Below are 16,262 nucleotides of genomic sequence, written 5' to 3'. Positions count from 1 at the left end.
CAATTCTGGAAATTAATTCAAGGGGGATGCTCTGATGGGCTACGAACCAAAACACGGAAAGCACATAAAGCATGAAAGCAGCTCTAGCAGCTCTAGCAGCTCTAGCAAGTTCTATCGTGTGGAAAAGGCGCACATTCCGCCAACCTACTCCAAAAACGTTAACTACTCTGTTAACTACCACAAACAATCTGCTGACTACAGCCAATTGTTAGACGGTGGAAAAGGTGGCGGCAAGCAATCATATGATGGAGGCCACCACGGGTACGGCAAAAAGAAAAAGCATAAAAAATGTGAATCTTCCTCTTCCTCTTCCTCTTCTTCTTGCTGCTTCAAAAAGAAGAAAAAGAAGAGATGCTGCAGACGCAGAAGACACTGCTGCTGTAATAACTGGGGATGGATTTTCTAATCCTTGGGCAGTAAAAAGAAGGACTCTTTAGGTCCTTCTTTTTTTGTGTTCAGTTAATAATCCCATGCTGTACAATGGTTACTTTAATTTCGGGTTCAATGGAAATGTTTCGATAATCTTTTTCCCAATTCATTTTTTTCCAATCTCCGTAATGAAACGAACGGATTCGTTTGCCGACTCCCAGCTCATCACAATTAGCCTTTTGTGTTTTTGCCAGAGTTTTTTTAGCGAGTGCGGTGATCTCCCGTGTCAGTGTCTTGTTTAGCTCGTTTGCTTTCCCGGCACTATCGAGATGATCCACGGGCAGCTCGTTCACGTTAACATCCATCTTCAATGCGAGTTTTACCCTTACTTTCTGGTCAGGGGTGATGTGTATTTTCATTTTCCGTTCGATATCATTGACAAGGACCGTAATATAATTTCGTTCCTTCATTTCCTTTTGATCATTAATCTTAAAGGTGAACCTGGGATAATCCTGTTTCACTCCATTCATGAGAAGCAGCAACGTCGATTCTTTTCCGGTTAAGGTTCCGGTCATCTTTCTTTTATGAAACATGGCTGTGCCGATTACTTCCGCACGCTGCTGCTGTTCATTAATCCTCAAGTACGGAAGCAGATAATCGTTTCCTTCATCAAACATCAGAGTACAAATGGACTGTACCGTTTCAATTTCAAATAAACCGATCGCACTGGTGCTCTGCAGAAGCTCAGGATAATAGATGTTCATAAGAGTAGAATCCTGAGGCTGAATTTCAAGACTTTTTTTCGCCTTGCCTTTCACAACTGCCACCATTGCGTTTACCGACCCTCTGGGATCCCTGTAGATGACATCGAGACTTGAATAGATTTCTTTTCGAGCCAGTTTTTCACCGATCAAAAAAACCCTGTTTTTGGACGCATCAAACATCTGGGAAACCTTCTTATCCAGATTAATTCGGGCATCCCTTGTTGTTACCCCAGTGGATGAAACCACTACACTTTTCACCAATGACATCGCGTTGGAGCCTTTGTTTACGACCGGATAAACCACCGTATCAATGATTTTCCCATTTGGCTCCAGATCCAGTCCCACTGCCAGAATTAGCCTTGATTCTTTGATCAGGCGCTGATCCCAGCATCCGGTAAGCAACACGATGACCATTAACAGCGTACCCAGGAGAAACCATTTCTTTTTTGTCAACAATGTATTCATGATTGCTGTTTCTCCTTTCGATGAGTAAGTAATGAAAGCAATAAAAGCAAAACAGGCAGCCCAAGGACAAAGATATAACTCAAATAGGTGACAAACGTCGAAAACTGCCCCACTTTGTAAACGCCCTCCGGCATTAGTGAAATAAGGACAGATAGAATGGCTGCATAGAAAACATAAGGGGAATGTTCTTTATTTTTTTTGGAAAACGACATCAGCCCCCTTGAAGCAGCGAACAAATAAGCCATGTAAGAGGTGGCGACAGACACGATCCACACGGATAAAAACAACAAATCAATACGCTCCAATATTTTGAATGAAAACGATTTGATCATGTATAACAGCGGCTCCGGCACGAGGATGAATTCCTTGATGCCAAAAAACAAAATACAAATCAACGTTAAAAAGGAATAAAAAATCGTCACAACCACATTGGAAATACTGGCTGCTTTCAGTTTTTTAATGGAACTGGAATTAACATATGGAGCAACAATTAAATACATCTCAAAACCGATCATTGAAAAAAGTGCTTTTTCGGTTCCTTTTAAAATAGGCATGATCCCTTTTTCTCCAATGGGAAAAATATTTAAGTAATCGACTTCCCAAAATGAATAAATGACAAGCAGCACAAAAACGATAAGCAAAAGGGAGACAAAAACATAAAATCTCGCTAAAAACTTTACCGGCCCTCTTACGGCATAAATCCCTATCCCTGCCATAAGTACGATCAACAGCCAGCGTGGAGTTAACGGAAGGATCCATATATTGATTATTTCGGAAAACAAAGAAAGGATGTTCGATCCCACGAGAATAAAATAAATAATATATAAGCCTTTGATGACCCCGCCGATGAAGATCCCGGTGGTGCTATCCAAAACTTCATACAGCGTCATGGACGGAAACCGTTTCATCAGAATCCAAAACAAAATAAGCAGAACTTGTACGACGCACCCGCCTATGAGAACGGAAATCCAGCTATCATGCCCCGCTGCCGTGTAAATGTTAAACGGCATGGACAATATCCCGACCCCAACTTGAGCCTGAATAATAAGAAAAATGAATTGAAAGGAAGTAATGGTGTCTTCTCTTTTCAGCTTCATTTGTTCTTCCATCCTTTTGTATTACGCTGACTTCTTTTTTGCGGCAGCGCGTCCATGGCCCGATTGTTCATTTTCCAAAGCGGAAAACGGATGACAGCATCTTTTAATCCACTTAAATTCAATGGCGCAAAAGGGGCAAAATACGGCGTGCCAATAGACTCCAATTTGCATAAATGAAGCAGGATCACCATCAATCCCATCACAATTCCAAGAAAACCAAGAAGTGACGCGGCAATCATTAAGGGGAAGGTCAAAATCCGTATCGAGGCCCCCATCTCATAGGTGGGCACCGTAAATGAAGCGACCGCTGTCAAAGCAATGACAATGACCATAACATTGGAAATGAAACCCGCGCTTACAACCGCATCCCCGATCACCAAACCGCCCACAATACCGATGGTCTGGCCGATGGGAGTAGGAAGCCTGACCCCCGCCTCCCGGATCAATTCGATCGTAAACACCATAACAAATGCCTCAATGATTGGAGGAAAAGGGATTCCTTCCAATGAGGCTTTCACTGGAAGAATCAATTCGTTCGGAAGGATCTCAAAATGAAATCCGATGATTGCGATATAAACAGCTGGCAGTGTCATGGCGACTAGAAAACTTACCATTCTAAGCAACCGGAAAAACGACCCTGACAGTACCCTGCTGTTAAAATCGTCCGGGGACTGAAAAAAGGATAGAAATGTTACCGGCAGAATTAATGCGGTTGCAGTGCCTTCCGATAAAACCGCCACCCTTCCGTCGAGTAAATGGGCCATGGTACGGTCCGGCCGCTCCGTGGGAAGCATTTGGGGAAATGGAGAAAATGTTTTGTCCTCCATAAACTCTTCCAAATAACCTGGACTAAACCCCATGTCGGCCGATATCGATTCGATTCTCCTGAAGATCTCTGACAGCACTTCTTTATTCACGAGATCATCCATATAAACTAACGCCACTTTTGTATTGGTGGATTGCCCGATGACATACTGTTTGACTACCAAATTTTTATTTTCAAGACGCTTTCGGATCAACCCAAGATTTTGAGTCAGACTGTCCACAAATCCTTCATGAGATCCGCGGACCACTTTTTCGTTGGTTGGTTCCTCCGGAGTCCTTGTCAATTGGCTGGTAACATTGACCGCATACATGCCGCACATGCCATCAAATGATAAAAGACAGGAACCGGTCAGAAGCTTTCCAACTCCCTCATGCAGCTCTTCGATGAATGAAAGCTCCGTATTGGTGATGACCGTCTCAACGGTCCCTTCATCATCCATGGCTCTGTTTAATGGTTCAATCACGCTTTGCTGTATTTTCTCTGTATCCGCAATAGATTCTAGATAGATAATAACTCCTGAAGATTTCTGATAGGTTATGGTTCTGGTTTTTAAATCACTTGTTCCATGAAGGATAGATTGAATAACATGCAGGTTTTCATCTGCATTCATGGTTACCGGCTTTGAGTTTTTATTGCTTCGATGGTTCTTCATTTGGTCACCTGCCCTCTAAAGCCTAGTATTTCTATGTTTTAGATTGAACGAAAGAGAGGTTATTTATTCTTTGCCAGGGGTACGTAAAGGTGTAAAATGAGAAAAAGAAAAGTACATATAACGAATAGTTAAAGGCTGTTTCTATGTAATGATTGAGGCAGATTGCGTAGAACGTTTTTTTCTTGAAAGGCGGATTTGTTCATTGAATAAGAAAGTCATTCTTTATTGTGTGGGGTTTGCTGCGTTTTTTGGACCGTTTACCCAAACGATTTACACTCCTATTTTGCCTGAAATCCAGCATGATTTTCAGACGTCAGGATTTATTGTGAACCTGACGATTTCTATTTTTACGTTCGTACTGGCAATGATGCAGATGGTATACGGACCGCTGACAGATAAGCTTGGACGGCGCAAAATTTTGCTGCCGGCCATCTTACTCTATATTGTTGCTTCTGCAGGCGCTGCCCTATCAACTTCCATCTGGGTTCTGTTGTTTTTCCGTGCCTTTCAGGCAGCGGGTATTGCAGCTGGATCGGTAGTGGCCACCACGGTTATTGGGGACTTGTTTGAAGGTAAATCACTTGGGCGATCCATGGGAACCTTTCAGACTCTCGTTACACTAGGACCCGTAATCGGCCCCGTTGTAGGCGGCTTTGTTGGAGGGTATACTGGGTATCAAGGAGTTTTTTGGGTGCTGACTGGCACCGGACTCATCATGTTTCTTGCCAATGTAAAGCTGCTTCCGGAAACCAAGCCGGAGGGTCCGGAACGAAAAGGATTCAGCTTTTCTGATTTTACAATCGTTTTAAAGGATAGGACGGGGCTTGCAGTCATCCTTCTTGGATTTATTCAATATTATTCGTTTTATAATTTCCTTGTTTTTCTTCCCAATCTTTTAGCCTCCTTTTATGGGCTGTCAGCTGCACAAAAAGGACTTGTTTTTCTTCCCATGTCACTTTTTCTTGTGCTTGGCAGCTTTACCGGCGGACGGCTTCAGGAGAAGAGCAACCCAAGGACATTTTTGTTAGTCACTTCGTCGTTGAATGTCCTGGCAACCATATTATTCGTCATTCTCTCACCAGTATCTTTGCCTGTATTGATCGTAAGCATCTCCCTGTTCGGGCTATGCCTCGGTCTTTCGCTTCCTGTCCAGACGACGCTCTTGGCCAGAGCCTTTACCCAAAATCGGGCGACAGCGATTGGTGTGTATAACTTTTTCAGGTACCTGGGGATGGCTGCGGGTCCAATTTTTGGTTCTGTTTTCTATCAGCTTGGAAACCGGGTGGAATTTTTGTTTGCGGCCTTTTTGTTCGCTCTTACTGTTCTCTTTGCCCGGCGCCAGTTTACAAAGACCGATCGCTATCAATAAAATTAATTTGCTGAAAGGGGACTTACATTGACCCAAAATAAAATTGAAGACGTAATGGAAGTCTGCCTTTTGGCGGGCAGGCTTATGCTTCAAAACGGTGCAGAAACCTACCGTGTAGAGGATACCATTACCCGCCTTGCGCAAAATTACGGCATGAAAGCCGCTCAAGTTTTTGTTACACCGACAGCGATCATTCTTTCTCTCTTTGAAAAAGGACGCACCATGGATTATACAAAGATTGTCAGGATTGTTGACCGCTCCACCGATTTGCATGTGGTCGTCCTCGTTAATGATCTTTCAAGAAAAGTGGCGAGCGAGTCTCTTTCCTTGGATACAGCGAGAAAAGAGCTTAAAAAAATAGAAAAAACACCCGAGGCTTATCCAGCATGGGTGCAAACGTTGGCCGCTATTCTTGTCAGTGGCTGCTTCGCCCTCATGTTTCAGGGAAACTGGCGTGATTTTATGCCGGCCATGATTGCCGGGGGCGCAGGATATGTTGTTTTTCTCGTGATCAAACGCTATATTTCGGTCCGTTTTTTCTCTGAACTGCTTGCTGCCTTTGTTATCGGATTAGTCGCTAAACTGGCGATAACATCCGGGATGGGAAGCCAACTGGATAAAATCATTATTGGCGCTGTCATGCCGCTTGTGCCTGGTGTTTTAATCACCAATGCCGTACGGGACCTGATGGCCGGCCATCTGGTTTCCGGAATCTCTCTGGGTGCAGAGGCCATGCTCACTGCCTTCGCCATCGGCACAGGAATTGCCTTTGTCATTGTAACGCTGTAAGGAGGAACCCTATGCACATCTTTGAAGCCATTTGGACGAGTTTCATTGCTTCGGCAGGCTTCGGTATTCTTTTTAATGTACCGAGAAAAGCGGTAATTCCAGGAGGTATCTGCGGCATGATCGGCTGGCTGATTTTTGAAGGGATGTCAGGCAACAATCAATTCGACCTGGTTCTCGCCACCGCGCTGGCCTCTTTTGTCGTTGCAGCCATCAGTCATCTTTACGCAAGGATTTACCGAATGCCGGTCATTATTTTCAGTGTCGCAGGCATCATTCCGCTCGTTCCCGGTGGCGGGGCGTATGATACGATGAGGCAGCTCGTTGAAAATGATTATAATGAAGCGATTCAGCTTGCATCCCAAACCTTTTTAATTTCGGGGGCAATCGCTTTTGGGCTGGTACTTGCCGGGACGATCTTACCCATTATTCTGAGAAGCACAAGAACCGTTAAATAATAAGAAAAAGAGGATATTCTGCGTGCGCGCAGGATGTCCTCTTTTTTGATTTACACCATAAAAAGGGCTCCGTACCCAATGGCGGCGACAATGACGATCACAGGTGAAACCTTCAGCCTTTCCATTAACAGAAAACTTAGCAGGGCAATGGCCGCTGTTTGTATCCATCCGGACGTATCCACCGATTCCATAAAAAAGTTATACGTCATAATGCCAAGAAGGACGGCGATGGTGGGTTTCACATACAAGGTCATTTTTTTCACCCGGGGTGAATCCTTGTATTTGTAGATCACACCGAGAAACACAATCATCAAAAATAATGACGGGCCTACCGTAGCAACTGTAGCAACGATTGAACCGAGAATACCTCCCTGCATGTAGCCGATATAGCCTGACATCTTGGTGGCAATCGGTCCGGGAAGCGCATTTCCCAGCGCAAGAACTTCAGTAAACTGATTCACCGTCATCCAGTGATAACGTCCGACCACTTCATTTTCGATCAGTGGAATGGAGGAAGGTCCTCCTCCATATCCCAGTATGCCCGGGATAAAGAATGCGAGAAAGATATGCCATAGAATCATCCCATACCTTCTCCCCTCTTTGCTTCCTCAACAGGTTCCTCTTGTTTCTTATTTTCCGGCTTCAGCAGCGCATATGCCAGCAGGGCACCAATGAGAAAAGCGGGATGAACACCGAGCACCTGAAGTAAAATCACTCCAACTACAATATGGATCAGGCTGAGTTTAATGCCCAGACCCTTTTTAGAGCTGGAAAAGAATTGCCAGGTCAATACTCCCATCATCACAGCAACAACAGGAAGCACACCCTTGGTCATGCCCTGTACCCATGGCTGGTCCTTGTATTGTGCCAATGAAGTCAGAAGCACGATCATAAGAATGATGGTGGGCAGAATCGATGACAGGATGGCAACCAGCATCCCCAATATACCGGCAACACGGTAGCCGATATAGCCGGCCATTTTCGTATTGATCGGCCCGGGAAGCGCATTTCCAAGTGCCAGCACATCACCAAATTCTTCATCATTCATCCATTTAAAGTTTCCTACCACTTCTTTATGAACAAGCGGTATGGAGGAAGGTCCTCCTCCATATCCCAAAATGCCCGAACGAAAGAAGGCAATAAATAAATTAAGATATGTCATTTCATCAAATCCTTACACATATTCCTACCAGGCAGCTACAGCTCCATCTGTTCGTCCTTCGGTTCCTCCTGTGAGGACCCCAGTTTCTGAATTTCTCCAAATAATCTGTCCCCGCCCGAAGGCTCCGCCATCCGTCGCAACTTTTACATCATGGCCTTTTCGAACCAGTTCCTCTGCAATGTGCTGCGGCACCGAGCGTTCCACAAGAACTTCTTTTCCTTCTATCCATTGCCATCTCGGTGCATCAAGTGCAGATTGCGGGTTGAGGCCGAAATCAATCGTGTTCATGATCACCTGGACATGACCCTGCGGTTGCATGTAGCCCCCCATCACACCAAACGGGCCGACCGGTTTTCCATCCTTGGTCAGAAAGCCGGGAATAATTGTATGATAGGTTCTTTTTCCCGGGCAAAGGCAGTTGTGGTGATCTTCGTCCAGGGAAAAATCATGTCCTCTGTTTTGAAGACTGATTCCTGTGTCCGGAACCACAATCCCTGAGCCAAAGCCCATGTAATTACTTTGTATAAAAGAAACCATATTTCCTTCTTCATCTGCTGCTGCCAGGTAAACGGTCCCCCCTTTAGGCGGAGTACCCGGTTCAGGAAGAAGGGCTTCCTCCCCGATCAATTGTCGTCTTTTTTCCGCATATTCCTCGGACAAAAGAGCATCAGCTGTCACCTTCATATGGGTAGTATCTGTTACATATTTTTTGGCATCCATAAAGCTAAGTTTAATGGCTTCAATCTGTTTGTGATAACGTTCTGCAGATTCTATCTCAGGGAAATCATACTCTTTTAAGAGATTTAATGCCATTAAAGCGACAATGCCCTGCCCGTTTGGCGGGATTTCCCAAACTTCATATCCTTTGTAGTCCGCTTTGATTGGCTCCACCCATTCCGGATAAAAAGCGGCCAGATCTTCTTTTCTCAAAAAACCGCCTTCCGCCTCGGAAGCCGCACTAATCTGATTAGCAAGCGCGCCACGGTAAAACGATTCAGCCTCTGTTTCCGCAATTTCCCTTAATGTAGCGGCATGACCCGGTGAGCGCCATACTTCCCCGATTTCAGGAGCTCTTCCATTTGGCGCAAAGGTATCAAACCAGCTTTGAAATTCATTATGTTTTTGCGCCTTCTTATATTCATGATAAGCCTTATTCCAATAATTCCCTAAAACAGGTGAAACCGGATAGCCTTCTTCTGCATAGGCAATGGCCGGCTTCAGGGCCTCTGTGAGAGGCAGCTTGCCAAAACGCCGGGATAATTCTGCCCAGGCTGCCGGGGCACCGGGCACAGTGACAGGCTCCCAGCCAAACTTTGGTATCTTTTCATAGCCCCTTTCTCTCAAGGCATCCGCAGAAATACCTTGCGGAGCAGGTCCACTGGAATTCAATCCATGGAGTTTCCCTTTTGTCCACACCAATGCGAAGGCATCGCCGCCGATTCCATTGGATGTGGGCTCAACTACCGTCAGACAGGCAGCTGTTGCAATCGCAGCATCAATCGCATTGCCGCCTTTTTTCAGCATATCAAGTCCCGCCTGTGCTGCAAGAGGCTGGGACGTCGCTACCATTCCTCTTTTACTGTACATGGCTGAACGCTGTGAAGCATATGGGTACCGCTGATGATTAAATAGCAATTGTTCTTCTGTTTTTTCAATCGTATGCTGATCCATTGTGATCCCCTCTCTTGCCATGAGGATATAAATAATCCTCATAATTCTAACATTCGGTCAAAAAACTTACAATTAAATTCCGTTTGTTAATAAAAATGAAATGATTAATTTACATATGTACATCATATGTTTTTGATTATCGAATTCATTCGGAATTTTTCATATCATTTTCTGCTTAACGTACTATCTTTCGTGGCATGCGATATAATGGCCTTCTTCAATTTCCCGCCGTTCCGGACGTTCAACCGCACAATGGTCTTCAAGTGCCTCTCCCACCGTCTGTTTTGGATTAAGCGAGGCATAAGGATCATGAAAGAATGCAATGAAATTCCGATCAACAGCACTATCAACTGTATAACCGTTGAACAATTAATCAGCCAACTTCAAGCCCCCTTATAACATTCGTTTATAAAAATTAAAACGAAATTACGTTTGTTAGCTAAAAATAGATATTAAATTTACAAACGTCATTGTGTTGTTTTAGATTATAAAATAAATTCTGAATATTTTCTACATAATTTTGCAAATTTCTTGAATATTTTTTCAACGGGCTAAAATAAAAAAACACCACCTGAAAGGAAGTGTTTTAGCCATCTCGTTTTCGTCCTTAATAAGCTCCTCTGATAAATTGCTTCACGTCAGAGTCATAAAAGCTCCTGATGCGCCCTAGTTCTTCTTGAGAAAACGGGCGTGTATCAAGCGCCTGTAGATTTTGTTCGATCTGCCTCTCGTTTCTAAACCCTGGGATCACACAGGTGACCTCTGACTGGTCCATAATCCAACGAAGGGCGGCACTTGCCATGGAAGGTCTGCCATCCGCGATCCACTTCAGCTGATCAGACAGTTCCACACCTTTATTAAAACCGAGTCCTGCAAAGGTTTCACCCACATTAAATGCTTCGCCGTTTTCATTAAAATTCCGGTGATCGTCCTCCTCAAATACATGGCCTTTTTGATATTTGCCCGTAAGCAGTCCGCTGGCAAGCGGAAGCCTTACCAAAATACCGACTTGTTTGCTTGCCGCCTGGGGAAACAATGCTTCGAGCGGCTTTTGACGGAACATATTGAAGATCACCTGAAGACTGGATACATTCGGATGCTCCAGACAGATTAACCCTTCTTCCACGGTCTCCACACTGACTCCGTAATTCCGGACTTTTCCTTCCTTCTTTAATGTGTCAAGCACATCAAAAACTTGCCCGTCCCTTAAAATCTCTGTTGCCGGGCAATGAATTTGGTAAAGATCGATTGCTTCACGGCCAAGCCTTCTCAGGCTGTCCTCACAATACTTCTTAACCGTTTCATAGGAATAGTTTTCCGGGGACTGGATGTCCCCCTGCCTGCAAAACTTCGTCGCGATATAAATTTGGTCCTTTTTTCCCTTTGTTGCCTTTGCCAGCAGTTCTTCACTGTGACCGTCTCCATATACATCGGCCGTATCAAAAAAATTCACACCTTCTGAAATCGCATAATCCATTGCTTTTAACGAATCCTCGTCATTTGTATGTCCCCAGGATCCGCCAATCGCCCATGTGCCAAAGCTTACTTCACTTACCTTCATTCCGGTGTTTCCCAATTCACGGTAATTCATAAGACACGCTCCTTTTCAATTCATCATCTGTGTCCTGGTTCTGTTCTGCTCAACTGCAGCCTTTTCATACGATTGAATCCATAGCAGCCTCCTGCCATGATCAGTATGGCTGGAGAAACGGCTCCAAAAAAAGGGAGAAATCCGGGATAACTGATTTGAAGATAAACCAGAGCCCCCAGCCCCACAGCCATGAAAAATACAGTGTGGAGGTTCATCATCCCAATCAAAAACGCCGTTTTTATGTATCCGAACAAATCCAGCTCGTAATGAACGAAAACAGGAAAAAAGAACAGTACAGTCTGGCTATAACAAAACAGGAAGAGCAGCAGGAGTGCTGCCGTAATCCGAAAGGCACCGCTCGCTGTTAACAGAAAGTGATAATCTGCATACAGAAGAATTCCACAAATCCCCAAAAAAAAACCTGCCAGGTTGGAAGTTTTTAAATTCTTTTTTGAAGTAGTGAAGAAAAGTGCGAAACACTGTTTCCGCTCCTCTCAATAAGATTCTGTGTATTCCCGGGGTAGTTGGAAGTAATCGGCGTGGAATCAAGGTAAAACAGCAGCATATATTCTTTTTGATCACCATCACTGTCCTTGATTTGAAAATAGGGATTGGCAGTCCGGACGAGCAGATATCCTGCCGGTTTGAACCAATGCGCTATTAAATTCACCATGCGAATAGACATACGAGTAGTCTGCCTCCTTCGTAACCGACCTTGGCTTCTCTGACTGGGAGAACCTTCGCGACTACGTAGCAAAAATCAAAACCGTCGACCCTGAAGTCGAAGGTCTTAGCCTAGACGCAGCAAAGAGATAACGAAAAAAACAGGTGCCTGGCACCCCCTTTACATACTTGTGTAATGAGTGGTGCCAGGCACCTTTAATAACACCATTTCATATCTAGCAATTCGTATTTCGAGCATCAATTACGGTACATTGCATGGCGCCTTGGCGGATTAAACGCTTAGCCTCAGAGAGTGAGATTTTTACGAATACAGCTTCGTCAAAATCATTTTCCACATCAAACAAAGCAAAAGCATTGTTGCCTTGAATAAACACACATTTAAACTCTACCGTAACTCCGTTTCTCTCGCGCGGAACTGTTCGTGTTACTTCACAAAATTCAAGACCAGCTTTATGAAGTCTCCGTGCAGTGGCTTCATCAATTCGAATGATTACAAACACCTCGAGCTCCACACCCATAACAGCAGATTCAATTTCAACGACAGCAAAAAACTTATTGTCCAGTACCAACAAGCAGTTGGCCCCAATCTCAAAAATCTCTTCTGGTGCCATGTTGCTCAAATTTCCAAAAAGACTATTATTCGTGTTCCTCATTTTCCCCATTTTACCAACCCTTTACCGTATAAGTTAAGTGAATAATGCCATGCTTGTCCAATAAGCCTTTCCTATGGCAGCACTCTTGCATCATTCAATAACTAGCATATTCCGTAAAGGTTTTTTTGCTACTAAAATAGTAAGTTAACCAATTAAGCAGAGCAAAAATAGTAAGACTGCCAAAGATTCACAATCATAGTAGCCGCTGTGCGGCTATTAAAAAGATATGGTGTTTACCAAAACAACAATAAGGTGCCAGGCACCCCCATTACACACTTGTGTAATGAGTGATGCCTGGCACCTTTAATGCACCTTTTTATATCTAGCAATTAGAATTATTGTTTCGAGCATCAATTACGGTGCATTGCATGGCGCCTCTGCGGATTAAACGCTTAGCCTCATCCAAAGAAATTCTCACAAATACTGCCTCGTCAAAATCATCTTCTACATCAAACAATGCAAACGCTTGGTTTTTATTGATAAAAATACATTTGAACTCTACATTTACACCCTCTGTTGCTTCCGGTATTCTATTCACGATTTCACAAAATTCCAATCCTGCATCGTGGAGTTTCTTAGCGGTTTGTTCATCTATACGGATGATCACAAACACTTCTAGATCAACCCCTGGAACCTCCGACTCTATTTCTACGACTGCAAAAAAGCGGTTTTTTAATACTAACAGGCAATTAGCGCCAATTTCAAATACCTCGTCTGATGACAAGTTGTTAAAATTGTTAAATAGGCTTAAATTCCTTGTGTTCCTCATGTTCCCCATATTACCAACCCTTTTCCGTAAAAGTTAATCAGTGAATAAATGCTATGCTTGTCCAACATTCGCATCATTCAATAACTAACATATTCAGTAAAGGTTTTTTTGCTACTAAAATAGTAAGATAATCTACTGTTTTTTTGAATCTCTACTCATTCGCCGAATATCTTTCTAACCCAATCGATAGCCTCATCAATCGTATGAATGCCCAGCTTCTTTTTAGACATCCACTTACCGTTAGAATATAAAATAAAACTGAAACCATTAGGATAGATATCCCCAATTACATTCTTTCTTCTGCTCTTAGCGCTGCTCGTAATGGCACTCTCCATTGTGTCGTCTTTTCAATAAAGTACCGCATACTGCGGATGACTTTTCATAATCTCAAATTCTTCGTCCGTCAAGCGCCCTGGTTTGTTCAGGATGCCCGGATCGATCTTGAATTTGCCCACATCCTGAAAGATGCCCATCTGTGCCAGCATGTTTTGTTCATTCTTGCTTAAATACAGCATCTGGCCTATTCGTTAAATGACAAAAAGCCACCGGGTCCTGGTGACCCGAGCGGCTCTTGTATGTAAGATGCCTACAGTTTTAATCCCGACCGGCTTTTAAATCGCCGCAGCAGAATGTGGGATTCAACTCTTGTAATTCCTTCTATCCCGTAAAGTTCATTATTGATGAAGCTTTCCAATGACGGAAAGTCTTCTACCAGCACGTGCATATGCAAGGTACTTGGACCTGTCATCTGATAGCAGCTTGCCACACTTGGATTGTTTACCAGTTTCTCTGCGACTGTCACGAGATAAGCGGGTTCACAGTCCACTTCAAAAAAGGCAGATACCGTTTTTCCGACCAATTCCGAATTGATGACAACACTGAACTTTTCAATGATGCCAGCTTCCATCATCTGATGCACACGATCCCGGATAGATACTCGGGAAATGTTCAATTCCTTGCCGATTTCCGCATAGGACATTCGTCCATTTTGCGAAAGAAGCTCTAAAATTTTCCGGTCTGTTTCACTTAGTTTCAATTTTGATCACCACACGGCATTCGAATAATACTCATTGTAACCCTTTGCATTCATGAAACACAAATAGTTTTTGAAAGAAAAAATCCCGTCCATGGTAAGACGGGATTATTTTGCGTCATCCAGCGGTTTCATATCCATGGTGACCATGTAATCTTTTCCCCACTGGTACATGGCATCCAATATCGGCATCAGGCTTTCGCCTTGCTTTGTTAATGAGTACTCCACTTTAGGCGGAACAACGGGATAGACTTCTCGATGAATAATCTTGTCTTCTTCCAACTCTCGCAGCTGGTTGACGAGCATGCGCTGTGTTATGCCGGGAATCAACGCTTTCAGTTCACCAAAACGTTTGGTCCCTTCTTTCCCCAAATGCCATAAAATGATCATCTTCCATTTGCCTCCGATGACGGACAGTGTTAATTCTTTTTCGCAGTTAAACATCTTTCCATCCATTCTAGACATCTTTTATCACCTCCACCCCTAGTATAACTCATAGTATACTTTTTGACACTATGTAATATTAAAGTCAGTACTTCACAAAATGTAAATAAGAGGTATACTTACAACTATCCTTTTCGAATGACGATTATCGTTTAAGGAAATATTACAGGTAGCATCAACCTAGATAAGACATCACAGGAGGAGAACTAACAATGGAATTACAACTAGCGATAGACCTTGTCAATACAGAAGAAGCCATCCAATTGGTGAAAGAAGTAGAAGATCACATTGATATCGTGGAGATCGGTACTCCGGTTGTTATTAATGAAGGCCTTGGAGCCGTTAAAGCGATGAAAGAAGCATTCCCGAATTTGAAGGTTCTGGCTGACCTGAAGATCATGGATGCTGCAGGATACGAAGTAATGAAAGCTTCCGAAGCAGGTGCAGACATTATTACGATTCTTGGCGCTGCTGAAGATGCATCCATCCAGGGTGCTGTGGAAGAAGCCAAAAAACAAAACAAAAAAATCCTTGTTGATATGATCGCTGTTAAAGACATTGAAACACGCGCGAAAGAACTCGATAATCTTGGTGTTGATTATATTTGTGTTCATACCGGTTATGATTTACAAGCGGCAGGAAAAAATTCGTTTGAAGACTTGAAAGCCATCAAACGCGTGGTAAAAAACGCAAAGACTGCTGTTGCTGGCGGCATCAAACTTGAAACCTTATCTGAAGTTGTGGCAGCACAGCCTGATCTTGTCATTGTCGGCGGTGGTATTACCGGACAAGATGACAAAAAAGAAACTGCAGCTAAAATCCAAGAATTAATCAAGCAAAACTAAGGAATTAACTATGAAAGCTTCACATTATTATTCGGAAATTGTGAAGGAATTAAGCAGAGCTGCGGACTTAATTTCAGATCAAGAAGCAGAAAAGCTTGTGGATGAAATTCTCCTTGCCAAAAAGATCTTTGTTGCAGGAGCCGGCCGAAGCGGATTGATGGGAAAATCCTTCGTGATGCGGATGATGCATATGGGGCTTGATTCCTATGTAATCGGTGAAACGGTGACTCCCAACTTTACCGAAAATGACCTTATCATTTTCGCCTCAGGCTCTGGGGAAACGAAAAGCTTGATCACGATGGCGGAAAAAGCCAAAAGCATTGGTGGAAAAGTAATGGCCGTTACCATTTTCCCTGACTCAACGCTGGGAAAAATGGCAGATGCCTGCGTGAAACTGCCAGGCTCTCCAAAGGACCAATCGGATAACGAGTATAAAACCATTCAACCAATGGGATCCTTATTCGAACAAACACTGCTGTTGTTTTTCGATGCGGTGATTCTGCGTTTTATGGAAAGAAAAGGGCTTGATACCGACACCATGTTCGGCCGTCATGCCAATCTGGAGTAGAAGAAGATTTACAGGGATTGGACTGCTTTTAGCGGTCCTTTCCGTGTACATAAAGG

The 16,262-nt window shown here is 43.6% G+C and carries 21 protein-coding genes; 6 read left to right on the top strand and 15 right to left on the bottom strand.

Translation table 11 applies throughout. The features are described from left to right. Positions 1 to 34 precede the first annotated feature (34 nt). Positions 35 to 406 carry a hypothetical protein gene (locus AS030_RS23615; protein ID WP_141687075.1) on the top strand — a complete coding sequence of 124 codons (372 nt, stop codon included), beginning with the start codon at positions 35 to 37 and terminating at the stop codon, positions 404 to 406. Between the two features lie 49 nt (positions 407 to 455). Here the strand turns inward: AS030_RS23615 and AS030_RS11930 are convergent, their stop codons facing one another. The 3 genes from AS030_RS11930 to AS030_RS11920 are packed head-to-tail and all read right to left on the bottom strand — an operon-like array spanning position 456 to position 4,173. Beyond that, a complete protein-coding gene (locus AS030_RS11930) occupies positions 456 to 1,598 on the bottom strand; it encodes a Ger(x)C family spore germination protein (RefSeq protein WP_061972071.1) in 1,143 nt (380 codons plus the stop codon). Then, entirely contained in the window at positions 1,595 to 2,695 is a 1,101-nt protein-coding gene (locus tag AS030_RS11925) for a GerAB/ArcD/ProY family transporter (RefSeq protein ID WP_061972070.1), read from the bottom strand. Before AS030_RS11925 ends, AS030_RS11930 begins: the two co-directional genes overlap by 4 nt. Then, positions 2,692 to 4,173 (bottom strand): spore germination protein, encoded by a 1,482-nt coding sequence (locus tag AS030_RS11920; RefSeq protein WP_082635802.1) that lies wholly within the window; start codon positions 4,171 to 4,173, stop codon positions 2,692 to 2,694. Before AS030_RS11920 ends, AS030_RS11925 begins: the two co-directional genes overlap by 4 nt. A 202-nt stretch (positions 4,174 to 4,375) precedes the next feature. Between AS030_RS11920 and AS030_RS11915 the strand changes: the two genes are divergently transcribed. Genes AS030_RS11915 through AS030_RS11905 form a run of 3 tightly spaced genes read left to right on the top strand, consistent with a single transcriptional unit; the run spans position 4,376 to position 6,786 of the window. Beyond that, positions 4,376 to 5,542, top strand: a complete 1,167-nt coding sequence (locus tag AS030_RS11915; RefSeq protein WP_061972069.1) for an MFS transporter — start codon at positions 4,376 to 4,378, stop codon at positions 5,540 to 5,542. A 27-nt stretch (positions 5,543 to 5,569) separates the two neighbouring features. Beyond that, the gene (locus AS030_RS11910) at positions 5,570 to 6,331 is read left to right on the top strand and encodes a threonine/serine exporter family protein (RefSeq protein WP_240482332.1); all 762 of its coding nucleotides are present in this window, start codon (positions 5,570 to 5,572) and stop codon (positions 6,329 to 6,331) included. Between the two features lie 11 nt (positions 6,332 to 6,342). Continuing rightward, a complete protein-coding gene (locus tag AS030_RS11905; protein ID WP_061972068.1) occupies positions 6,343 to 6,786 on the top strand; it encodes a threonine/serine exporter family protein in 444 nt (147 codons plus the stop codon). A 50-nt stretch (positions 6,787 to 6,836) separates the two neighbouring features. Here the strand turns inward: AS030_RS11905 and AS030_RS11900 are convergent, their stop codons facing one another. The 12 genes from AS030_RS11900 to hxlR all read right to left on the bottom strand — a co-directional run bounded on the left by AS030_RS11900 (position 6,837) and on the right by hxlR (position 14,814). Further along, a complete protein-coding gene (locus AS030_RS11900) occupies positions 6,837 to 7,367 on the bottom strand; it encodes a chromate transporter (RefSeq protein WP_061972067.1) in 531 nt (176 codons plus the stop codon). Continuing rightward, positions 7,364 to 7,948 (bottom strand): chromate transporter, encoded by a 585-nt coding sequence (locus AS030_RS11895; protein WP_061972066.1) that lies wholly within the window; start codon positions 7,946 to 7,948, stop codon positions 7,364 to 7,366. Before AS030_RS11895 ends, AS030_RS11900 begins: the two co-directional genes overlap by 4 nt. A 24-nt stretch (positions 7,949 to 7,972) precedes the next feature. Next, entirely contained in the window at positions 7,973 to 9,619 is a 1,647-nt protein-coding gene (locus AS030_RS11890) for a gamma-glutamyltransferase family protein (protein WP_061972065.1), read from the bottom strand. Positions 9,620 to 9,802: 183 nt separating this feature from the next. Beyond that, positions 9,803 to 9,988, bottom strand: a complete 186-nt coding sequence (locus AS030_RS11885) for a hypothetical protein (RefSeq protein WP_061972064.1) — start codon at positions 9,986 to 9,988, stop codon at positions 9,803 to 9,805. A 238-nt stretch (positions 9,989 to 10,226) separates the two neighbouring features. Next, positions 10,227 to 11,210: an aldo/keto reductase gene (locus tag AS030_RS11880; protein ID WP_061972063.1), complete on the bottom strand. Its 984-nt coding sequence runs from the start codon at positions 11,208 to 11,210 to the stop codon at positions 10,227 to 10,229. A 23-nt stretch (positions 11,211 to 11,233) separates the two neighbouring features. Continuing rightward, positions 11,234 to 11,623, bottom strand: a complete 390-nt coding sequence (locus tag AS030_RS11875; RefSeq protein ID WP_061972062.1) for a YesL family protein — start codon at positions 11,621 to 11,623, stop codon at positions 11,234 to 11,236. 26 nt (positions 11,624 to 11,649) lie between these two features. Beyond that, entirely contained in the window at positions 11,650 to 11,895 is a 246-nt protein-coding gene (locus tag AS030_RS11870; protein ID WP_061972061.1) for a hypothetical protein, read from the bottom strand. Positions 11,896 to 12,109: 214 nt separating this feature from the next. After that, complete coding sequence (locus AS030_RS11865) at positions 12,110 to 12,505, bottom strand: hypothetical protein (RefSeq protein WP_061972926.1); 396 nt, start codon at positions 12,503 to 12,505, stop codon at positions 12,110 to 12,112. A gap of 364 nt (positions 12,506 to 12,869) precedes the next feature. Further along, positions 12,870 to 13,325 (bottom strand): hypothetical protein, encoded by a 456-nt coding sequence (locus AS030_RS11860; protein ID WP_240482330.1) that lies wholly within the window; start codon positions 13,323 to 13,325, stop codon positions 12,870 to 12,872. Positions 13,326 to 13,663: 338 nt separating this feature from the next. Next, entirely contained in the window at positions 13,664 to 13,801 is a 138-nt protein-coding gene (locus AS030_RS23610) for a hypothetical protein (protein WP_156412570.1), read from the bottom strand. Between the two features lie 101 nt (positions 13,802 to 13,902). Continuing rightward, positions 13,903 to 14,352: an Lrp/AsnC family transcriptional regulator gene (locus AS030_RS11850; RefSeq protein WP_061972059.1), complete on the bottom strand. Its 450-nt coding sequence runs from the start codon at positions 14,350 to 14,352 to the stop codon at positions 13,903 to 13,905. 105 nt (positions 14,353 to 14,457) lie between these two features. After that, positions 14,458 to 14,814 carry a transcriptional activator HxlR gene (gene hxlR, locus AS030_RS11845; protein WP_061972058.1) on the bottom strand — a complete coding sequence of 119 codons (357 nt, stop codon included), beginning with the start codon at positions 14,812 to 14,814 and terminating at the stop codon, positions 14,458 to 14,460. Positions 14,815 to 15,005: 191 nt separating this feature from the next. Here hxlR and hxlA point away from each other — a divergent pair, with 191 nt between their 5' ends. Further along, on the top strand, positions 15,006 to 15,638 hold the full coding sequence (hxlA, locus tag AS030_RS11840) for a 3-hexulose-6-phosphate synthase (RefSeq protein WP_061972057.1): 633 nt from the start codon (positions 15,006 to 15,008) through the stop codon (positions 15,636 to 15,638). A gap of 10 nt (positions 15,639 to 15,648) precedes the next feature. Then, positions 15,649 to 16,206, top strand: coding sequence for a 6-phospho-3-hexuloisomerase (hxlB, locus tag AS030_RS11835; RefSeq protein WP_061972056.1), 558 nt, complete (start codon positions 15,649 to 15,651; stop codon positions 16,204 to 16,206). Positions 16,207 to 16,262 lie beyond the last annotated feature (56 nt).

Source organism: Fictibacillus enclensis, from assembly GCF_001457035.1.
Taxonomy (GTDB): Bacteria; Bacillota; Bacilli; order Bacillales; family Fictibacillaceae; genus Fictibacillus_C; species Fictibacillus_C enclensis.
The sequence above is the reverse complement of the archived record's forward strand: the minus strand, read 5'-3'. Positions and strand labels throughout refer to the sequence as shown.

Bases quoted from the DNA above. Each gene is read 5' to 3' on its own strand.
- AS030_RS23615 (WP_141687075.1), top strand. From the start codon at position 35: ATGGGCTACGAACCAAAACACGGAAAGCACATAAAGCATGAAAGCAGC.
- AS030_RS11930 (WP_061972071.1), bottom strand. From the start codon at position 1,598: ATGAATACATTGTTGACAAAAAAGAAATGGTTTCTCCTGGGTACGCTG.
- AS030_RS11925 (WP_061972070.1), bottom strand. From the start codon at position 2,695: ATGAAGCTGAAAAGAGAAGACACCATTACTTCCTTTCAATTCATTTTT.
- AS030_RS11920 (WP_082635802.1), bottom strand. From the start codon at position 4,173: ATGAAGAACCATCGAAGCAATAAAAACTCAAAGCCGGTAACCATGAAT.
- AS030_RS11905 (WP_061972068.1), top strand. From the start codon at position 6,343: ATGCACATCTTTGAAGCCATTTGGACGAGTTTCATTGCTTCGGCAGGC.
- AS030_RS11900 (WP_061972067.1), bottom strand. From the start codon at position 7,367: ATGATTCTATGGCATATCTTTCTCGCATTCTTTATCCCGGGCATACTG.
- AS030_RS11895 (WP_061972066.1), bottom strand. From the start codon at position 7,948: ATGACATATCTTAATTTATTTATTGCCTTCTTTCGTTCGGGCATTTTG.
- AS030_RS11890 (WP_061972065.1), bottom strand. From the start codon at position 9,619: ATGGATCAGCATACGATTGAAAAAACAGAAGAACAATTGCTATTTAAT.
- AS030_RS11880 (WP_061972063.1), bottom strand. From the start codon at position 11,210: ATGAATTACCGTGAATTGGGAAACACCGGAATGAAGGTAAGTGAAGTA.
- AS030_RS11870 (WP_061972061.1), bottom strand. From the start codon at position 11,895: ATGTCTATTCGCATGGTGAATTTAATAGCGCATTGGTTCAAACCGGCA.
- AS030_RS11865 (WP_061972926.1), bottom strand. From the start codon at position 12,505: ATGGCACCAGAAGAGATTTTTGAGATTGGGGCCAACTGCTTGTTGGTA.
- AS030_RS11860 (WP_240482330.1), bottom strand. From the start codon at position 13,325: ATGGGGAACATGAGGAACACAAGGAATTTAAGCCTATTTAACAATTTT.
- AS030_RS23610 (WP_156412570.1), bottom strand. From the start codon at position 13,801: ATGCTGGCACAGATGGGCATCTTTCAGGATGTGGGCAAATTCAAGATC.
- hxlR (WP_061972058.1), bottom strand. From the start codon at position 14,814: ATGTCTAGAATGGATGGAAAGATGTTTAACTGCGAAAAAGAATTAACA.
- hxlA (WP_061972057.1), top strand. From the start codon at position 15,006: ATGGAATTACAACTAGCGATAGACCTTGTCAATACAGAAGAAGCCATC.
- hxlB (WP_061972056.1), top strand. From the start codon at position 15,649: ATGAAAGCTTCACATTATTATTCGGAAATTGTGAAGGAATTAAGCAGA.